Consider the following 18720-nt stretch of genomic DNA (forward strand, 5'->3'; position numbering starts at 1 on the left):
CGCCTCTTTTAGTTTGTGATTCTTTTAGCATTTGGCTCGGCTAATTGAAATTAACCTGAGCCGTTAGCAATACGCCTGAAATAATGTTTATTCCACGCCGCGAAGTAGCGCGTTGATACCTACTTTCGCGCGTGTCTTCGCATCTACTTTCTTCACGATAATAGCGGCGTAAAGGCTGTATTTACCATCTGCGCTTGGCAGGTTGCCCGCCACGACTACTGAACCTGCTGGTACGCGGCCATAGTGAACTTCACCGGTTTCGCGGTCATAAATACGAGTGCTCTGACCGATGTAAACGCCCATTGAAATAACAGAACCTTCTTCAACAATCACGCCTTCTACTATTTCAGAACGCGCGCCGATAAAGCAGTTATCTTCAATAATGGTAGGGTTTGCTTGAAGCGGTTCTAATACACCACCAATGCCCACACCACCTGAAAGGTGAACATTCTTACCAATTTGCGCACACGAGCCTACCGTCGCCCATGTATCAACCATAGTGCCTTCGTCTACAAACGCACCAATGTTTACGTAAGAAGGCATAACAACCGCGTTCTTGCCTACGAATGTACCGGTACGCACCGCTGCTGGTGGAACAATACGCGCGCCGTCGGCCGCAAACTGTTCAGCCGTATAGTTTGTGTACTTAAGCGGTACTTTGTCATAAAACTTACTTTCAGCGCCTTCAATTACATCGTTATTGTGAAGGCGGAAGAAAAGTAAAACCGCTTTTTTAAGCCATTGATGGACTACCCATTCGCCAGCAATTTTTTCAGCAACGCGCGCTTTACCCGTATTTAAAAGGTCAATAGCTTGTGCTACTGCATCTCTTACTTCATCGGGTGCCGATGAGGGGCTAATGCTATCGCGATTTTCGAAGGCGTCTTCAATGATGGCTTTCAATTCATTCATGGTATTGTGATATCTTCAAGTTGGTCGAGTTTAAACAGGATCCGCTTTTTAAGGCTTACCTGCTGTTCTTGGGTTAATGCTTTGCCAGCCTCATTGCTGACGATAAAAATATCTTCAGCTCGCTCGCCTATAGTGGCAATTTTCGCAAGCTTCAGCGTCATGTTTGTATCAACGAATGCATGGCCAATTTTAGCTAAAATACCTGGAGCGTCCAGAGCTTCTAACTCAATGAGTGTAGCTTCATCGTTGATATTAAAAAATCGCACCTTGGTAGGTACGTCGAGTTGTTTCATCTGTCGAGGTAGTTTTCGTTTATTTTCGTGCGAACGCCCAGGTTTTTCAAGTTGAGCGGAAATAGCATTCTCAATAGATAGGATACGAGATTCAGAGCTTATACGACTGCCGTCGTTTTCAAGAATAAGCATGCTGTCGAACACATAACCGTCTCTGGTAACGGTAACGTGGGCGTCGTGAATTGAACAGTTGCGACTGTCTAATACTGAAGCGACTTGCGCAAACAAGGCTTTTCTGTCTTTGCCGTAAACAAACACTTCTGTGCCGCCTTTTGCACTATTATCATTAGCCTTAACTAACAAGCCATTATGCTCAGGTGTAAGCCATTCATTCTGCGCTTTTATAATTTCATCCGTATGCCAGGCAATTTGTGTCGGCTTGAAGCGAACGAAGTAGTCATCGTCGAGACGGGCCCATAGAGCATCAATTGCAACTGGGTCGATAGCACGTTCTTGCAATATTTGTCTTGCCTGATGTTTGTGAGTGGTTACTCGCTCGTTTAGCGTAACTTGGCATTGAAGTCCATTGTCTAACGCCTTTTGCGTCATTAAATACAATTCGCGAAGCAATGACGCTTTCCAATCGTTCCACAGATTGTCATTGGTAGCGCGAATATCGGCAAGGGTTAGCGTATAAAGCAAGTTCAGATGATTATGGCTTCTCACTGCGCCAGCAAACTCACTGATAACGTCAGGGTCGTAAATGTCACGGCGTTGTGCTACCACTGACATTAACAGGTGATTTTCCACAAGCCATGCAATCATTTCAGCATCATCATTCGGTACATCATGTTGCTGGCAAAATTTTGCTACATCTTGAGCGCCTAAGGTAGAGTGATCACCGTTTCTACCTTTAGCAATATCATGGAAAATGGCCGCGATATAAAGCACTTCTGGTTTATCGAGGTTTCTGCAAATTCTGCCGCAGCGCGGGAAGTCTTTATTCGCTTTTGAAAAAAAGTAATTCACATGTTTCACCAATCGGTGAGTGTGTTCGTCCACGGTGTAAGCGTGAAACAGGTCGAACTGCATCATACCTACAATTGCGTCCCATTCGGGGAGGTAAGCTTGTAAGATGCCGTACTGATGCATGATGTCCCATGCGAAATCAAAAAATTCAGGCTGTTTCATCAAGCGCATAAATTTTTCGCGGCACAGCGGGCGCTCTACATAATATTGCGCTTCAAAAGCGCGGTGAGCGTTACGCAATTGGCGAATGCAAATCGTACTGAGGCCTTGTACTTCTGGTGTGTTGGCCACCAGATGCAGAAAGTCTAATATAGCTTCGGGCGATGAAAAAACGGTTTCATGTCGTGGCGAAATCATGTTGTCTAGCAGCTCGAAGTCTTCATTTATGATCACGCTTTTCTGGACGCTTTGATTCAGCATGTCATATTTGAAACGCTGAAGTAGCATTTGATTCAGTTCAGACACCCGTGCCACGGTGCGGAAAAAGTCACGCATCATTTTCTCAACGGACGATTTGCCTTCTTCACCATAACCCATCATTTTTGCAACGTCGGGTTGGTAATCGAATAGCAGGCGATTTTCGCTTCTTCCTGCAACTAAATGAAGTGCACAACGCATTTTCCAAAGGTGCATGCGACAGGCGATTAATTCACTGTGTTCTTGTTCGGTAAAGTAGCCATGGCCTACTAAATTCCAGCCGTCGTACTCTTTAAAGTGCTTTTTCGCTACCCAACCAATAGATTGAATGTCGCGCAAACACCCTGGGTTTTCTTTGATATTAGGTTCAAGGTTGTAGGCGGTACCGTTGAATTTTGCATGACGCTTTTTTTGTTCGTCATATTTGGCTGAGAAAAATGCTTTGCTTGACCATGAATTTCGACCGTTAACTTCATCCCACAGTTTATCGAAAGTGGCTTCACTACCGCAAAGTAATCGGCTTTCAACTAAGTTGGTCGCAATCGTAATGTCGTCCTTTGCTAACTTAACCGTTTCCTTGATGGTGCGAACTGATTGCCCTACATCGAGCTTGATGTCCCAGAGTAGCGTGATGAACAAACTAATTTTTTCTTGGACTTCTGGTTTAAGTGTTTTTTTACTCACTATGAGCAAATCTATATCTGAGTGAGGCTGCAAATGACCACGGCCGTACCCACCAACGGCACACAGTGAAAGTTCGCTTACCGTATCTAGCCCAAACAATTGCCACAGGTGATTTAATAATGCATCAACAAACTGCGCTCTACCGGTAACGAGTTGATTTACCGGCGTTGAGTCAAACGACGCGTTAATCCAAGCGTAGCTTTCTTCAACACAGGCTTTTATTGAAGAGAGTTCATCTACTGAACTAATGGTATCGATTTTTTTTATTAGTGATTGCAGCGTCAAAGTGCACCTTCAAATAGACTTCTTTTTGAACGATAGGAAAGATACCATGAAACGAGGAAGGATCGCAGTAGAGAAAAGGACGTAATTTATGAATAATCTAGGTTTTTTTGTGAATATTTATGGGATTTTGTTATAGCGATGTAGCAGGAGCGACGACAAGGTGAACGTCGCTCCTTGAAGGTGTGCGTTAGCTGTGTGATATCACCCTATCAATCGTCTCTTCATCACGAAGCGTGAGAATTTCTACACCAGTCTCAGTCACCAAGAGGGTATGTTCCCATTGCGCGCTTAAACTTCTGTCTTTAGTGACTACAGTCCACTGATCAGGCAGCACTTTTGAATAGCGCTTACCTGCGTTAACCATGGGCTCGATTGTGAAGCACATACCTGGTTCTAGTACATCACCGGTGCCTGGCTTACCATAATGGACAATTTGCGGCTCCTCGTGAAAGCTGGCACCAATACCGTGGCCACAGTATTCACGAACAATTGAATAGTTATGCGCCTCTGCGTGAGTTTGACAAATATGGCCAATATCACCAAGACGCATGCCTGGCTTAACTTGCTTAATTGCTTTGTATAAGCATTCTTGGGTTACGCGAATTAGGCGATCAGCAAGAATAGAGGGCTTGCCTACCACGAACATTTTCGAAGTGTCGCCATGATAACCGTCTTTGATAACGGTAACATCAATATTGATGATGTCACCGTCTTTCAGTTTCTTATCAGAAGGAATACCGTGACAAATGCAATGGTTTACTGATGTGCAAATAGACTTTGGAAAAGGCGGGTGGCCATAATTTAACGGTGCGGGTACCGCTTTTTGCTCGTTGACGATGTAGTCGTGGCAAATAGTATTAAGCTCATCAGTGGTAACGCCTTTTTTTACGTAAGGCCCTATCATAGTGAGTACTTCGGCAGCCAGTTTGCCGGCTATGCGCATTTTTTCGATTTCTTCTGGGGTTTTGATTATAGCTGTCACAGCGCCTCTCAAATCGTTTGAAACTAGTTTGATGAAGAATTTAATTTACTTACGCAGTATAACACTATTCAGGTCAATCTTGGTAAGGTGCTGATATTAAATGACTTTGTTTAAGGTTTTTGCGATAGGCATCAACTGCATTGAGTAGCTTGATTTCCCTTTTTGTGAACGAGGTTACTTATCGCGTTTTTATTCTCAAAACTTGAGGCTGAGATGGGATTGTGATATAAAGCGCGCGCCCTGACGGAAAGCTCATTTTGCCACGTGCATTTGGCACCGTTTTAGAGGGTAAATTTATTTTATTAAAACACACATATACCGACACTTCGTATCGGGGTGTTCAGTTCAATTTAGGTTGGTCTGAATCGATACAAGGGGTATATGGAGGCCTAACCCCAAGAGGAAAATAAAATGGCTAATGTTTCTATGCGTGACATGCTGAAAGCTGGTGTGCATTTCGGTCACCAAACTCGTTACTGGAACCCAAAGATGAAGCCTTTCATCTTCGGCGCTCGTAACAAAGTTCATATCATCAACCTTGAAAAAACGGTTCCACTTTTCAACAACGCACTTAACTACCTTTCTGGTGTTGCGTCTAAGAAAGGTAAAATCCTTTTCGTTGGTACAAAACGCGCAGCTGGTGAAGCAGTTAAAGATGCAGCACTTAAATGCGACCAGTACTACGTAAACAAGCGTTGGTTAGGTGGTATGCTGACTAACTGGAAAACAGTACGTCAGTCAATCAAGCGTCTTAAAGACTTAGAGCAGCAAGCTCAAGACGGCACGTTTGAAAAGCTAACTAAAAAAGAAGCACTTATGCTTCAGCGCGAAATGGACAAGCTTGAAAACAGCCTTGGCGGTATCAAAGACATGGGCGGTCTTCCAGACGCGATCTTTGTTATCGACGCAGATCACGAGCACATTGCTGTAACAGAAGCTCGTAACCTAGGTATTCCTGTTGTTGGTGTTGTTGATACTAACTCTAACCCAGACGGTGTTGATTACATCATCCCTGGTAACGACGATGCTATCCGCGCTATCCAACTTTACTTGGATGCTGCTGCAAACGCTATCAACTCAGGTCGCGAAAGCAACCTTGAAGTACAAGCTGAGCAAGACGACTTCGTAGAAGCAGCAGAGTAATTCTGATTGCTTACTGTCATATCTTAATAATATGGCAGTACTACAATACGAAACGTATTGAGAGGGGCGGAATCGCCCCTTTTACCTAACGAATTTATATTTAATGCTGAGGAATTGAAAAATGGCAGTGACTGCAGCACTAGTTAAAGAACTGCGCGAACGTACTGGCGCAGGTATGCTGGATTGTAAAAAAGCCCTGGTTGAAACGGATGGTGACATTGAGTTAGCCATTGAAAACATGCGTAAATCAGGCCAAGCGAAAGCGGCTAAAAAAGCAGGCCGTATCGCAGCTGAGGGTGTAATCCTTACTAAGGTTGAAGCGGGTCGCGCGACTATGCTTGAACTTAACTGTGAAACTGACTTCGTAGCACGTGACGAAGGTTTCCTTAAGTTCGGTAACGAGCTTCTAGAAGTAGCAGCAGCTAACAACATCAACGATATCGAAGCACTTAACGACGCAGAGCTTAACGGCGCTAAAGTAAGTGAAGTGCGTGATGCTCTTGTTGCTAAAATCGGTGAAAACATCTCTCCACGTCGCGTTATCAACGTTGAAGGCGATACATTAGGCGCTTACATCCACGGCGGCCGCATTGGTGTTATCTCTATCCTTACTGGCGGTGACGAAGAGCTAGCGAAAGACGTTGCAATGCACGTTGCAGCTGCAAGCCCGCAGTTCGTTAAGCCTGAAAATGTTCCGGCTGAAGTTGTTGAGAAAGAGAAAGAAATCCAAATCGAAATCGCTATCCAGTCTGGTAAGCCAGCTGATATCGCTGAGAAAATGGTTGCAGGCCGCATGAAGAAGTTCACTGGTGAAGTGAGCTTAACTGGTCAGCCTTTCGTGAAAGATCCTTCAATCTCTGTAGCTGAACTTCTTAAGAACAACAGCGCAGACGTAATCAACTTCGTACGTTTCGAAGTAGGTGAAGGTATCGAGAAGAAGACTGAAGACTTCGCTGCTGAAGTAGCTGCTCAAATGGAAGCTGCTAAGAAATAATTGAGTGTTTATCTTTTGCATTATGCAATAGTTAGATAAACTACAAAGCACCTCTTAGGAGGTGCTTTTTTATAGCTGAAGACTGTTGGCGGTTGTTATTCATAAATAACAGTGTAAAGCTTGCCAACGTATCAAAAGCGTTTTGTCCTATATTTTTTGAATTAACAGAAAAATATAGGACAAAATGGGTTTACGAGGACATTTCGAACTATGAGTATCACACCAAAATCAGCATACCGTCGCATTCTTTTAAAGCTTAGTGGTGAGGCCTTGATGGGCGAAGAAGGCTTTGGTATCGATCCTAAAGTCTTAGACAGAATGGCTCAGGAAATTAAGGAACTGGTAGAGCTTGGTGTTCAAGTTGGACTTGTCATCGGTGGTGGTAATCTTTTTCGTGGCGAAGGCCTAGCGAAAGCGGGAATGAATCGGGTTGTTGGCGATCATATGGGTATGCTTGCTACCGTAATGAATGGGTTGGCCATGCGCGATGCGCTGCACCGTGCCTTCGTTAACGCTCGTATGATGTCAGCTATTCCGTTAAACGGTGTGTGCGATGCTTACAACTGGGCAGAGGCTATCAGTCTCCTCAAGTCAGGCCGTGTTGTTATCTTTTCAGCGGGTACAGGAAACCCTTTCTTCACGACTGACTCTGCAGCTTGCCTTCGCGGCATCGAAATTGAGGCTGATGCGGTATTAAAGGCCACAAAAGTAGATGGTGTGTATAGCGACGATCCGGTTAAAAACCCAGACGCTACGCTGTATGACGAACTGACATACCAAGAAGTGCTCGAAAAAGAATTAAAAGTGATGGATTTGTCAGCGTTTACTTTGGCGCGCGATCACAGTTTACCTATCCGCGTGTTCAACATGAATAAGCCTGGTTGCTTAAAGCGTGTTGTGATGGGCGAAAAAGAAGGCACTGTTATTCGCCACGCTGACAACGGTTAATTAAGAACAATAGGATACAAATCGTGATTGATGAAATTGAATTAGATGCGCAAGAGCGCATGGAAAAAAGCCTGGTAGCACTGAAAGGCCAATTCAGCAAGATTCGCACTGGCCGTGCGCACCCAAGCCTACTAGATGGCATCATGGTACCTTACTACGGCGTAGATACGCCGCTTAAGCAGGTGGCTAACGTAGTTGCAGAAGATAGTCGTACTCTTGCACTAACGGTATTTGATAAAAGCGCCATTCAGGCAGTAGAAAAAGCGATTATGCAGTCTGACTTGGGTTTAAATCCTATGAGTGCAGGCGGTTCAATTCGCATTCCACTTCCGCCACTAACTGAAGAGCGTCGTAAGGACCTTATTCGCGTTGTGCGCAACGAAGCGGAAGGTGGTCGTGTAGCTATCCGTAACATTCGCCGTGACGCCAATGGCGACGTAAAAGATCTTCTTAAAGAAAAAGAGATCAGCGAAGATGAAAGCCGCGCAGCAGAAGAAAATATTCAATCGATTACTAATGAGTTCATTAAGAAAGTAGACAGCATGCTTGCTGACAAAGAAAAAGAACTGATGGAAGTATAAGTAAGTATTATGATTGGAAAGCGTTTAAGCGCAGCCAAGTCGACCAAAACTGAGGTGCCAGCGGTTAATGCTGGCCCGAAGCATGTTGCCATTATTATGGATGGCAACGGTCGATGGGCGCAAAAGAAAGGGAAAATTCGTACTTTTGGCCATAAAGCCGGGGTAGAGTCTGTACGTTCTGTAGTGCGCTTCGCGCGTCAAAACGGTATCGAGTCTCTTACGCTATTTGCGTTTTCTAGCGAAAATTGGAAGCGCCCAGAGGAAGAAGTCAGTGTCTTAATGGAACTGTTTAATCTCGTCCTTAATAGCGAAGCAAAGCGATTACACAAAAACGGTGTACGGTTACAGGTAATTGGTGATGTTGATGCATTCGATGACAAACTAGTCGAAAAAATTCGAAAGGCTGAAGACATGACCAAGGGCAACAAAGATTTGGTCTTAAATATCGCAGCAAACTACGGCGGTAGATGGGACATTGTAAACGCTGCAAAGCAGATTGCCACGCAAGTAAAAAATGGTGGGTTGGAAGTACAAAACATCACAGAAGACACGCTGAGTGCACATATTTCAACCGCCAATCTCCCAGAGTTAGATCTTCTCATTCGCACCGGCGGTGAACATCGTATTAGTAACTTTCTGCTTTGGCAATGTGCCTATGCTGAGCTCTATTTTACTGACGTACTATGGCCTGACTTCAACGAAGACGTGTTTCAACTAGCCGTAGATGATTTTAATGTTCGCCAACGTCGCTTCGGCTTAACCGGTGAACAGGTAGTCACCGCCGATGGTTAATACCATTCAGGCAATTATCAGGCTAGCCCTGGTAACAGAAGCCAAGGGCAAATTATGCTAAAACAACGAATAATAACCGCATTAATTCTCGCGCCACTGGCGCTCTATGCCATTCTTTTTCTTCCGATTTTTTGGTTTGAAATAGCCATCGCCGCAGTGGTGGGCATTGGTGCTTACGAATGGGCGAATATGTCAGGCGTTTGTGAGCGCCCTAAAAAGCTCATTTACATGGCTGGCGCCTTTTTCATCTGCATTGCATTGTCACTTGTTGTCGATGCCAGCAAAATTTGGTACCAAGGCCAGCTGCATGGTTTATATCGTGCCATATTAACCATCGCTGTCGTGTGGTGGGTAGCATCTTTATTTATGGTACTGGCTTACCCTAAATATTCTAAGTTTTGGAAGGACAGTCGCAGCGTAAGAACGTTGTTTGGTGCGCTGACATTAATTCCTACATGGGTAGCCGTCGTAGCACTTCGTACAAGCTTACATGACGTAGACCCCTTTTATGGTGCATCACTTATTTTTTACGTGCTGGGAATTGTTTGGGCAGCAGACATAGGCGCATTTTTCGTAGGCGTGAAATTCGGTCGCCATAAGCTACGCCCTAATGTATCCCCAGGTAAAAGTCTTGAAGGCTTGTTAGGTGGTATTGCTGCTTCGTTTGCTATTATCGCGTTCGCCGCGCTTCATTATCAGGTAGAGCCATCTCGTATATGGCTTCACCTTGCTATTGGTGGTATCACTGTTGCTGTCTCTGCGCTTGGCGACTTAAACGAGAGCATGCTCAAACGCTGTGCAGGCATAAAAGACAGCGGTAAAATTCTACCGGGACACGGTGGCGTTCTCGACAGAATTGATAGCTTGACTGCCGCATTTCCAGTATTCGCTTTCTGCTATGTAACCTGGATGGCGTGATGCAAACAGTAACAGTGTTAGGGGCCACTGGCTCTATCGGTTGTAATACACTTGATGTTATTAATCGCCACCCTGAAAAGTATCGCGTTTTTGCGATTTCTGGCCACTCGCAGCTTGAATTGCTTATGGAGCAAGCTCAAAAGTGTGCGCCGCGCTACGTGGTGATTGCCGATGATGCTAATTACAAACTGGCGTGTGAGTTAGCATCTCAGTACGGTGTCGATGCAGAAATTCTCGCAGGTGCCAAGGCGTTGGAAGAAGTATCAAGTGCGCCTGAAGTTGATGCCGTAATGGCAGCCATTGTTGGTGCTGCCGGACTTTTACCTACACTGGCAGCAGTAAAAGCAGGCAAGCGGGTTTTACTTGCCAATAAAGAAGCTTTGGTCATGTCGGGAGCTTTATTTATCGAGGCCGCAAACCACAGCGGCGCCCAAATACTTCCCATTGACAGCGAGCATAACGCCATATTCCAGTGCTTACCTCACGATTATGAATACGGTAATTTTACAGCATCAGGTATTCGAAAAATTTTGCTTACAGGCTCTGGAGGCCCTTTCCGAGAGCGGCCACTCGATAGCTTCTCGTCAATTGCTATCGATGAGGCATGTACACACCCTAACTGGTCGATGGGCAGAAAAATCACTATCGATTCGGCGACTATGATGAACAAAGGGCTTGAGTTTATCGAGGCCTGTTGGTTGTTTGGTGCCAGCGCTAGTGATATTGAAGTGGTGATCCATCCTCAAAGTATTATTCATTCCATGGTGCAATATATTGATGGTTCGGTAATAGCACAGATGGGCAACCCGGATATGCGCACTCCTATCGCTTATGGCTTAGCACATCCAGAGCGAATAGAAGCGGGCGTAACGCCACTCGACTTTTCAGATATTTCAAACTTCAGTTTTCAAACACCGTGCTTTGAACGTTACCCAAATTTGAAACTGGCTATTGACGCATGTAATGAAGGGCAGTGTGCTACTACGCGAGTAAATGCGTCAAACGAGGTCGCAGTGGAAGCGTTCTTGGCCGGTAAAATTCAGTTTTGCGATATTGCCAAAGTAAACGAAGCCACGCTTAACGCCATGCCATATGTGTCAGTGAATTCTATTGCGCAAATTTTAGAGCAAGACAGCCTAGCAAGAGCAAAAGCAAACGAGATTATTCGAGGTAAATTCCAGTGCTAGCATTTCTGTGGAGCCTTGGTGCATTTATTGTTGCCTTAGGTATTTTAGTTGCCGTTCACGAGTGGGGGCATTTTTATGTTGCGCGTCGATGTGGTGTTCAGGTAGAGCGCTTCTCCGTGGGTTTTGGTAAGCCTATTTGGCGAAAACGAAGTAAGTCTGGTACTGAATACGTTATAGCCATGATCCCACTTGGTGGCTATGTTCGCATGCTCGATGGAAGGATTGATGACGTACCTCCGGAACTAGAGAGCAAAGCGTTTAATAACAAACCGGTATTACAGCGTATGGCCGTGATTGCTGCTGGGCCGGGGATTAATTTTATTTTTGCATTTTTCGCACTGTGGATAATGTATTTAGTTGGCCTTGAAACGGTAAAACCTGTTGTTAAAAGTGTTGAATCAGAGAGTATTGCCGCTGTTGCAGGTGTTCAGGCGGGTGACGAAATCGTCAAAGTCGGCAACCGAATTACACCCGATTGGGAAGCGGTTAATTTAGAAATAGTGTCGAAGATAGGTGCAGACCGCGCATCGATAACGGTTAAAAATTCGGCAGGTATTGAAAAAGAACTCACCTTTACGCTTAAAAGTTGGAACTTTGACCCAGATATTGAGTCTCCCTTAAGCAGTTTGGGTTTGAAGCCCTTTCGCCCTAACCCGACGTTGAATGTAGCGTTTGTTGGAGAGGGATCACCGGCGCAAACCGCTGGTTTGATGGTCGGTGATGAGATTCGGGCATTAAATGGAGAAGAACTGAGCTCTTGGGAGAACTTAGTTAATGTTATTGTTGATAATCCAGGCCAAGAAATTTCGTTAGAAATAGAAAGAAATGGACAACAACAAACGATTAGTGCCACGATTGCACGTCGAGATACGCCTCAAGGGCAAACTGGTTATCTCGGTGTCAGTCCATCCTTCGAGCCTTGGCCGGAGGGGTATGTGTTTACTCATCAATATGGCATTATAGAAGCCATTGAGAGAGCACTAGATAAAACATGGCGTTTAATGACGCTGAGTATTGAAATGATAGGCAAGCTTCTTACCGGTGATGTTTCGGTAAAGAATCTGAGTGGTCCTATTTCTATAGCTCAGGGAGCAGGAACAAGTGCTGGGTATGGCTTTGCTTATTTCCTGAGTTTTCTAGCCTTAATAAGCGTAAATTTAGGCATAATAAATTTATTACCCTTGCCCATGCTTGACGGTGGTCATCTCATGTTTTATTTCGTTGAGTTGGTTACCGGTAGACCCGTTTCAGAAACGGTCCAAGAGTGGGGATACAGAATAGGTGGCGTGCTTCTGTTTATGATAATGGGTATCGCAATATTTAATGATATCGCTCGCATAACCTGATGTAGATCAGGAAGTACAAAACAGCTAATACAAAAACGCGGCCAGGAAAAGAAAAATAGATGAAGTTAAAACAGTTAGTAGCAGCCGGAGCGATTGTTTCCAGTGCTAGCTTTGCCAACGCTGCAGCGCAAGACAGTGAGTTTGTAGTTGAAGATATTCGCGTAGAAGGATTGCAACGAGTTGCACTCGGCGCAGCCTTGACTTACCTACCTGTACAGGTGGGTGATGAGCTAAATAATTTTCGAGTAACACAGTTAATTCGTTCTTTGTATTCATCAACGCATTTTGAAAACGTTGAGATACTTCGCGAGGGCAATACGCTTGTTGTTCGCGTTGCAGAGCGTCCGACTATCAGTAATATCATTTTTGATGGTAACGACGACATTAAAGACGAGCAACTCCAAGAGAGTCTTAACGATAACGGCGTTCGTATTGGCGAGCCTTTAGATAAAACCGTATTGACTTCAATTGAGAACGGTCTTAAAGATTTTTTCTATAGTATTGGTAAATACAATGCGGATGTGACGGCAATCATTACGCCGTTACCTCGAAATCGTGTCGACTTAAAGCTTTTGTTTGAAGAGGGTGATTCGGCTGAAATTAAGCAAATTAACATCGTGGGTAATGAAATATTTACTGACGAAGAGTTAATGGAAGCATTTGAATTGCAGTATGACGCGCCTTGGTGGGATTTTCTATCTGAAACTCGTTACCAGCAACAAACGCTTCAAGGTGACATGGAAACACTTCGCAACCATTACCTTGACCGCGGCTATCTTCGATTCAATGTCGACTCAACTCAGGTATCAATGACACCTGAAAAGTCAGGTATTTACATCGCGATGAATGTGTCAGAAGGGGAGCAATATACCGTTTCTGAAGTTGAGCTTGTAGGTGACGTACTTGGCCATGAGGATTACATTGAACGTGTTTTACCTCTAGCCCCCGGCGAGCTTTATAATCAATCTATCGTAACTTACACCGAAGAATTTATCAGTAAGTACCTTGGGCGCTTTGGCTACGCGTATCCAACGGTTACTACGGTGCCTGATATCAACGATGAAGATAAAACGGTTAAGCTCACGCTTTCTGTTGACCCTGGTAAGCGAATTTACGTTAACCGTATAAAGTTCAATGGTAACGTTGTGACTGCGGATAACGTGCTTCGTCAAAACGTAAGCCAGATGGAAGGCACGTGGTTATCTAATAATTTACTTGAGTCTTCAAAGAGTCAACTCTCACGATTAACCTATATGGAAGAAGTTGAGTTTGAAACAACCCGTATTCCTGGGTCTGAAGATAAAGTCGACGTGAACTTTAATGTTAAAGAACAACCATCGGGCTCTTTCAACGCAGGTATAGGTTACGGCGACAGAACTAAACTAAGCCTACAAGCCGGTATTCAGCAAGATAACTTCTTAGGTACGGGAAAAAGAGTTGGTCTTAATCTAAGTACGGTTTCATACCAACGCAGCGCGCAGATTACGTATAACGATCCTTATTTTACTATCGACGGCATAAGCCTAGGTGGAAGTATTGGATATAGTGAGTTCGACGGCTCTGACTTTAACGTAATCCAATACAACTCTAAGCGTTGGTCTGTGGGCGCGAACGTCGGTTACCCGATCAATGAGTTTAATCGTATTAACTTTGGGCTTACTTACAGTAATGTTGAGTTATTCAATCGAGGCTTCTACGAGCAAACAGAACAGTTCTACAATCAGTTCTTAAATGGTGATGACCCTGATGCTGCGATAAAATATGACAGCTTCCTAGCGAGTGTTAGTTGGAGTAGAAGCACGCTCAACCGAGGGCTATTCCCGACGGCGGGCTCATCGCAAAGAGCGTCATTTAGTATTACTACCCCAAATTCTGATGTGAATTACTTCAAAACTGTGTTCGACGGTAAATGGTACTTCCCATTATCTCGTGATCAGCGCTGGTCATTTTTGACCCGCGTGCGTTTAGGCTATGGTAATGGTTACGACGAAATAAATGGCAATGAACAAATACTGCCATTTACAGAGAACTTTACCGCTGGTGGTGCTGACTCGCTGCGCGGTTTTGAGAACAATACGGTTGGTCCTAGAGGTGTAAGACTCAATTCGGCAGGCTCTATCACAGGCCCTGACGGCGAAATCATACCAAATGATCCTAACGACCGTATCTTGACCTTTTCAAACAGAAGTCTTGGCGGTAACGCGATGGCTCTTGGTGGCGTTGAGCTAATTGTTCCAACACCATTTGTTGACGCGGAAATGGACAACTCAGTGCGTACAAGTTTGTTTGTGGATGTGGGCAACGTGTGGGATACTGAATTCGACTATGACAGATATCGTCAATTCTCAGTTGCCCAAACACAGCGTGGGGAGCTATTGGACTATTCTGATTGGAGCCTGTATCGTAGTTCGGCAGGTGTATCTGTTCAGTGGATATCTCCAATGGGGCCTATGGTGTTTAGCTTCTCGAAAGCGATACAGCAACGCGATGGTGACGATGCAAGGTTTTTCACCTTTAATATCGGTCAAACATTTTAAAACAATTAAGCGAGAGTGCTAAATGCATTCTCTAAAAAAAAGATTCAAAAAGGAGTGACCTTTGAAACAGTTGGTTAAACATATTGTTGCAGGTGCAATGTTAGGTAGCGCTTTAGTAAGCACATCTGTAATGGCGGAACAGAAAATAGCCGTTGTTGATGTTCAAGGTATTTTTCAAGCAATGCCACAGGCTGCTGAAATTCAAAATGCGATCCAAACAGAATTTAAAGACCAGATTGAAGAAGTTAATCAGCTTCAAAGAGATGGTCAGTTCTTCGCTGAGCGCCTACAGCGTGATGCAGCAACAATGAGCGATGCTGAGAAGAAAGATTTAGAGCAAAAGATTTTGAAAGTACGTGAAGACCTTGCTGCAAAAGGCCAGCCTCTTCAACAGAATATTCAACGTCGTAGCAATGAAGAGCGCAACAAGCTGCTAGGCCTTATCAAGCAAGCTATCGACTCTGTTGCGGCAAAAGAAGGCTATGACCTTATTTTGAACGCAGGCGCTGTGGCTTTCACAAAAGAAGAGCATGATCTTTCTGAACAAGTATTAAAGCAAGTCAGCAAAGCGAACTAGTTCAAATCGCTATAGTGATGTGTTAATCATCGCAGCGCAATGACGTAATTATCAGGCCAACTACCTAAAGGTGTTGGTCTGATTTGTTTTTTGCGTATAAACGCGTATGGTTGCCGCCGTTTTAGTTTTTAACGGTGAGCGTTGACCGTAATGCCAGTCGCATTGGTGGATTGGTGTAATATTGTCTTAGGTCATGCTTGTATTAAGGAGAAAGTTTTTGGCCAATTCACTCAATACCATTGAAATTCAGGAAATTTTGGCACTTTTGCCGCATAGGTACCCATTTTTACTCGTTGATCGTGTTACCGATTACGTTCTTGGCGAGTCTGTAAAGGCTTACAAGAACATTACCATCAATGAACCATGCTTCATGGGACACTTTCCTGAACAACCTATATTCCCCGGTGTACTCATTCTTGAGGCAATGGCACAAGCTGCGGGTGTTTTAGGATTTAAGACGATGGGAAGTAATGATAAATTGTATCTTTATGCAGGGATAGATAATGCGCGTTTCAAGCGCCCGGTTGTACCTGGCGATAAGTTAGAATTTGATGTAGCGTTGGTAAAAGAGCGAAGAGGGATTTGGAAATTTCAAGGTACTGCTAGCGTCGATGGCGATTTGGCGTGCAGTGCAGAGTTTATGTGTGCGATGAGAGAGATAGCCTAACGTGATCCATCCAACTGCGGTAATTTCAGACAGTGCAATCATTGGTGAAAACGTCACCATTGGCCCGTTTTGTGTGGTTGATGATAATGTAACCATTGGAGATGGTTGTGTTCTGAAATCACATGTGGTGGTACGCGGCCCAACGCGTATCGGCAAGAACAATAAGTTTTATCAGTTTTCATCAATTGGTGAAGACTGTCAGGATAAAAAATACGCAGGCGAACCTACCGAGCTTGTTATTGGCGATGATAACGAATTCCGAGAAGGCGTTACCGTTCATAGGGGAACCATTCAAGATAATGGCATTACCATTATTGGTTCGCGTGGCTTGTTTATGGCGAACGCGCACGTGGCACATGACTGTGTGCTAGGAAACGATATCATAGTGGCCAATAATGTGGCGATTGCGGGCCATGTGCATATTGATGATTTTGTGATTATTGGCGGCGCAACAGGTATCCATCAATTTTGTAAAGTGGGCGCCCATGCGTTTTTAGGTGCAGGTGGTATTATTCTTCGTGACGTACCTCCGTTTGTCATGGTGAGCGGTCAGAAAAATATTCCTCAAGGGATTAACTCGGAAGGTTTAAAGCGACGCGGCTTTGCAAAAGAAGAAGTCTTGGAAATAAAGCGTGCTTATAAAGCAATATATCGAGAAGGGAACACCATCGATGAAGCCATTGAAAAAATGACACAATCAGCGGAAAAGTTCAGCGCCGTTGCGCAGATGGTTGATTTTCTGAAAAACGCATCACGAGGCATTATTCGTTAATTATGTCTACGCCTATCCGTATCGGCATGGTTGCCGGAGAGCCCTCTGGTGACGTGCTTGCCGCCGGAATGGTTGCAGAGTTAAAGCGCCAATACCCAGATGCTATCATCGAAGGTATTGGCGGTCCCAACATGATAAATGCAGGTTTCCATAGTTTGTTTGATATGGAAACCTTGTCAGTTATGGGGCTTGTAGAAGTCCTCTCTCATTTACCTGCTATTTTAAAAGTAAAAAAGCAGTTGCTTGCTCACTTTGAGCAAAATTCCCCCGATATTTTTATAGGTATTGATGCGCCTGATTTTAATTTGAGGGTAGAAAAAGCCCTAAAAGCTCGTGGTATTAAAACCATGCATTATGTGAGTCCTACCGTATGGGCGTGGCGTGAGAAGCGCATCCACAAAATAGCAAAAGCGGCTAATCGCGTGCTAGGGTTATTTCCTTTCGAACAGCAGGTTTACGATAAATATAAGGTTCCCTATACTTTTGTAGGGCATACCATGGCTGACGCTATAGCGATTGAGCCCGATCAAAGTGCAGCGAGACAAGTATTGGGTGTAGATAGTAATGCACCCATATTGGCCGTACTTCCCGGCTCACGAAGAGGTGAAGTGGATACACTTCTTCCAGTATTTCTCAAGACCATTGAAGCTATTCATGCCAAGCGTAGCGATATTCAGTTTCTTATCCCTGCAGCAAACGAGCATCGTCTTGCGCAAATAAAAGCGCTTTTGCTTGAAGCCAATAATGCAGAGGAACGCTTACCCATTCAGGTAACCCAAGGTACATCGCGAGATGCGATGATCGCTAGCGATGTAATATTGCTTGCGTCAGGCACGGCTACCTTAGAAGCCATGTTGTGCAAGCGCCCCATGGTAGCCGCTTATTTACTTGCACCGCTTACGTATAAAATTATGCAGCGCTTGTACAAAGCGCCGTTCTTCACGTTGCCAAACTTATTGGCTGATGAGGCAATTATTCCTGAATTACTGCAAGAAGAAGTAAACGCAGAGAATATGAGCAGTCGGCTACTCAACTTCTTCGAAAGTGATAATTCTGCCCTGATTTCCCGTTTCACCGACCTCCACCATACGCTAAAATGCAATGCTGATAAAACAGCAGCAAAAGCTGTCGTGGAGGAATTGTTTGCATAAGTTAATTGCCGGCGTTGATGAAGTAGGTCGCGGCCCCTTAGTAGGTGATGTGGTCACCGCCGCGGTCATTCTCGACCCAGAAAACCCCATTGAAGGGCTAACCGACTCTAAAAAACTGAGTGAAAAAAAGCGCGTAGCCCTTGCCCAAGAAATTCGTGAAAAAGCACTCTACTGGAATATCGGTAGAGCGAGCCCAGAAGAAATAGACAAGCTTAATATTCTGCACGCTACCATGCTCGCCATGATCCGCGCAGTGGAAGGTTTGCCTGTAAGGCCTGACTTTGTGCGCGTAGATGGCAACCGTGTTCCGGCGTGGAACTTTGAGTCTGAAGCGGTAGTGAAAGGCGACAGTCTGCACGCCGAAATTTCAGCGGCTTCCATCATTGCCAAAGTAGAGCGAGATAATGATATGATTTCGCTTCACGAGGCCTATCCGCAATATAACTTTGCTGGGCACAAAGGTTACCCCACAAAAGCACACTTTGAAGCCATCGCTGAATATGGCATCTTAGACTGCTATCGAAAAAGTTTTAAACCTGTAAAAGCGCTACTCGAAGAGAAATAA

Annotated in this window: 17 protein-coding genes; 14 read left to right on the forward strand and 3 right to left on the reverse strand. The window is 44.6% G+C overall.

What is annotated here, in order from left to right; all coding sequences use genetic code 11:
* Positions 1-87: 87 nt before the first annotated feature.
* The 3 genes from dapD to map form a co-directional block, all read right to left on the reverse strand.
* The gene (dapD, locus tag BK026_RS19205; RefSeq protein WP_014948549.1) at positions 88-912 is read right to left on the reverse strand and encodes a 2,3,4,5-tetrahydropyridine-2,6-dicarboxylate N-succinyltransferase; all 825 of its coding nucleotides are present in this window, start codon (positions 910-912) and stop codon (positions 88-90) included.
* On the reverse strand, positions 909-3560 hold the full coding sequence (gene glnD / locus BK026_RS19210) for a [protein-PII] uridylyltransferase (protein WP_071817373.1): 2652 nt from the start codon (positions 3558-3560) through the stop codon (positions 909-911). The genes dapD and glnD overlap by 4 nt, the downstream gene beginning before the upstream one ends.
* Before the next feature lie 187 nt (positions 3561-3747).
* Positions 3748-4542, reverse strand: coding sequence for a type I methionyl aminopeptidase (gene map, locus BK026_RS19215; RefSeq protein ID WP_071817374.1), 795 nt, complete (start codon positions 4540-4542; stop codon positions 3748-3750).
* Between the two features lie 411 nt (positions 4543-4953).
* On the opposite strand from map, the gene rpsB reads away from it, so the two are divergent.
* From rpsB to rnhB, 14 genes are all read left to right on the forward strand, one after another.
* Positions 4954-5685 (forward strand): 30S ribosomal protein S2, encoded by a 732-nt coding sequence (gene rpsB / locus BK026_RS19220; protein WP_015066407.1) that lies wholly within the window; start codon positions 4954-4956, stop codon positions 5683-5685.
* 121 nt (positions 5686-5806) lie between these two features.
* Entirely contained in the window at positions 5807-6679 is an 873-nt protein-coding gene (tsf, locus tag BK026_RS19225; protein WP_071817375.1) for a translation elongation factor Ts, read from the forward strand.
* 210 nt (positions 6680-6889) lie between these two features.
* Positions 6890-7627 (forward strand): UMP kinase, encoded by a 738-nt coding sequence (gene pyrH / locus BK026_RS19230; RefSeq protein ID WP_071817376.1) that lies wholly within the window; start codon positions 6890-6892, stop codon positions 7625-7627.
* Between the two features lie 23 nt (positions 7628-7650).
* Positions 7651-8208 (forward strand): ribosome recycling factor, encoded by a 558-nt coding sequence (gene frr / locus BK026_RS19235; protein WP_071817377.1) that lies wholly within the window; start codon positions 7651-7653, stop codon positions 8206-8208.
* Between the two features lie 9 nt (positions 8209-8217).
* Positions 8218-9000, forward strand: coding sequence for a polyprenyl diphosphate synthase (gene uppS / locus BK026_RS19240; protein ID WP_071817378.1), 783 nt, complete (start codon positions 8218-8220; stop codon positions 8998-9000).
* 54 nt (positions 9001-9054) lie between these two features.
* Positions 9055-9918: a phosphatidate cytidylyltransferase gene (locus BK026_RS19245; protein WP_071817379.1), complete on the forward strand. Its 864-nt coding sequence runs from the start codon at positions 9055-9057 to the stop codon at positions 9916-9918.
* A complete protein-coding gene (gene ispC, locus BK026_RS19250) occupies positions 9918-11105 on the forward strand; it encodes a 1-deoxy-D-xylulose-5-phosphate reductoisomerase (RefSeq protein WP_071817380.1) in 1188 nt (395 codons plus the stop codon). The genes BK026_RS19245 and ispC overlap by 1 nt, the downstream gene beginning before the upstream one ends.
* Complete coding sequence (rseP, locus tag BK026_RS19255) at positions 11099-12451, forward strand: sigma E protease regulator RseP (RefSeq protein ID WP_071817381.1); 1353 nt, start codon at positions 11099-11101, stop codon at positions 12449-12451. Before ispC ends, rseP begins: the two co-directional genes overlap by 7 nt.
* Before the next feature lie 59 nt (positions 12452-12510).
* Positions 12511-14988 carry an outer membrane protein assembly factor BamA gene (gene bamA / locus BK026_RS19260; RefSeq protein ID WP_071817382.1) on the forward strand — a complete coding sequence of 826 codons (2478 nt, stop codon included), beginning with the start codon at positions 12511-12513 and terminating at the stop codon, positions 14986-14988.
* 61 nt (positions 14989-15049) lie between these two features.
* On the forward strand, positions 15050-15565 hold the full coding sequence (locus tag BK026_RS19265) for an OmpH family outer membrane protein (protein ID WP_071817383.1): 516 nt from the start codon (positions 15050-15052) through the stop codon (positions 15563-15565).
* Positions 15566-15782: 217 nt separating this feature from the next.
* A complete protein-coding gene (gene fabZ, locus BK026_RS19270; protein ID WP_071817384.1) occupies positions 15783-16232 on the forward strand; it encodes a 3-hydroxyacyl-ACP dehydratase FabZ in 450 nt (149 codons plus the stop codon).
* A 1-nt stretch (position 16233) separates the two neighbouring features.
* Positions 16234-17004 carry an acyl-ACP--UDP-N-acetylglucosamine O-acyltransferase gene (gene lpxA / locus BK026_RS19275; RefSeq protein WP_071817385.1) on the forward strand — a complete coding sequence of 257 codons (771 nt, stop codon included), beginning with the start codon at positions 16234-16236 and terminating at the stop codon, positions 17002-17004.
* 2 nt (positions 17005-17006) lie between these two features.
* Entirely contained in the window at positions 17007-18155 is a 1149-nt protein-coding gene (gene lpxB / locus BK026_RS19280; protein ID WP_071817386.1) for a lipid-A-disaccharide synthase, read from the forward strand.
* Positions 18148-18720, forward strand: coding sequence for a ribonuclease HII (gene rnhB, locus BK026_RS19285; RefSeq protein ID WP_014948565.1), 573 nt, complete (start codon positions 18148-18150; stop codon positions 18718-18720). Before lpxB ends, rnhB begins: the two co-directional genes overlap by 8 nt.

Origin of the sequence: Alteromonas sp. V450 (genome assembly GCF_001885075.1) — a bacterium.
Taxonomy (GTDB): domain Bacteria; phylum Pseudomonadota; class Gammaproteobacteria; order Enterobacterales; family Alteromonadaceae; genus Alteromonas.

Coding starts and splice junctions, on each gene's coding strand:
- dapD (WP_014948549.1), bottom strand. CDS start 912: ATGAATGAATTGAAAGCCATCATTGAAGACGCCTTCGAAAATCGCGAT.
- rpsB (WP_015066407.1), top strand. CDS start 4,954: ATGGCTAATGTTTCTATGCGTGACATGCTGAAAGCTGGTGTGCATTTC.
- tsf (WP_071817375.1), top strand. CDS start 5,807: ATGGCAGTGACTGCAGCACTAGTTAAAGAACTGCGCGAACGTACTGGC.
- pyrH (WP_071817376.1), top strand. CDS start 6,890: ATGAGTATCACACCAAAATCAGCATACCGTCGCATTCTTTTAAAGCTT.
- uppS (WP_071817378.1), top strand. CDS start 8,218: ATGATTGGAAAGCGTTTAAGCGCAGCCAAGTCGACCAAAACTGAGGTG.
- BK026_RS19245 (WP_071817379.1), top strand. CDS start 9,055: ATGCTAAAACAACGAATAATAACCGCATTAATTCTCGCGCCACTGGCG.
- ispC (WP_071817380.1), top strand. CDS start 9,918: ATGCAAACAGTAACAGTGTTAGGGGCCACTGGCTCTATCGGTTGTAAT.
- bamA (WP_071817382.1), top strand. CDS start 12,511: ATGAAGTTAAAACAGTTAGTAGCAGCCGGAGCGATTGTTTCCAGTGCT.
- lpxB (WP_071817386.1), top strand. CDS start 17,007: ATGTCTACGCCTATCCGTATCGGCATGGTTGCCGGAGAGCCCTCTGGT.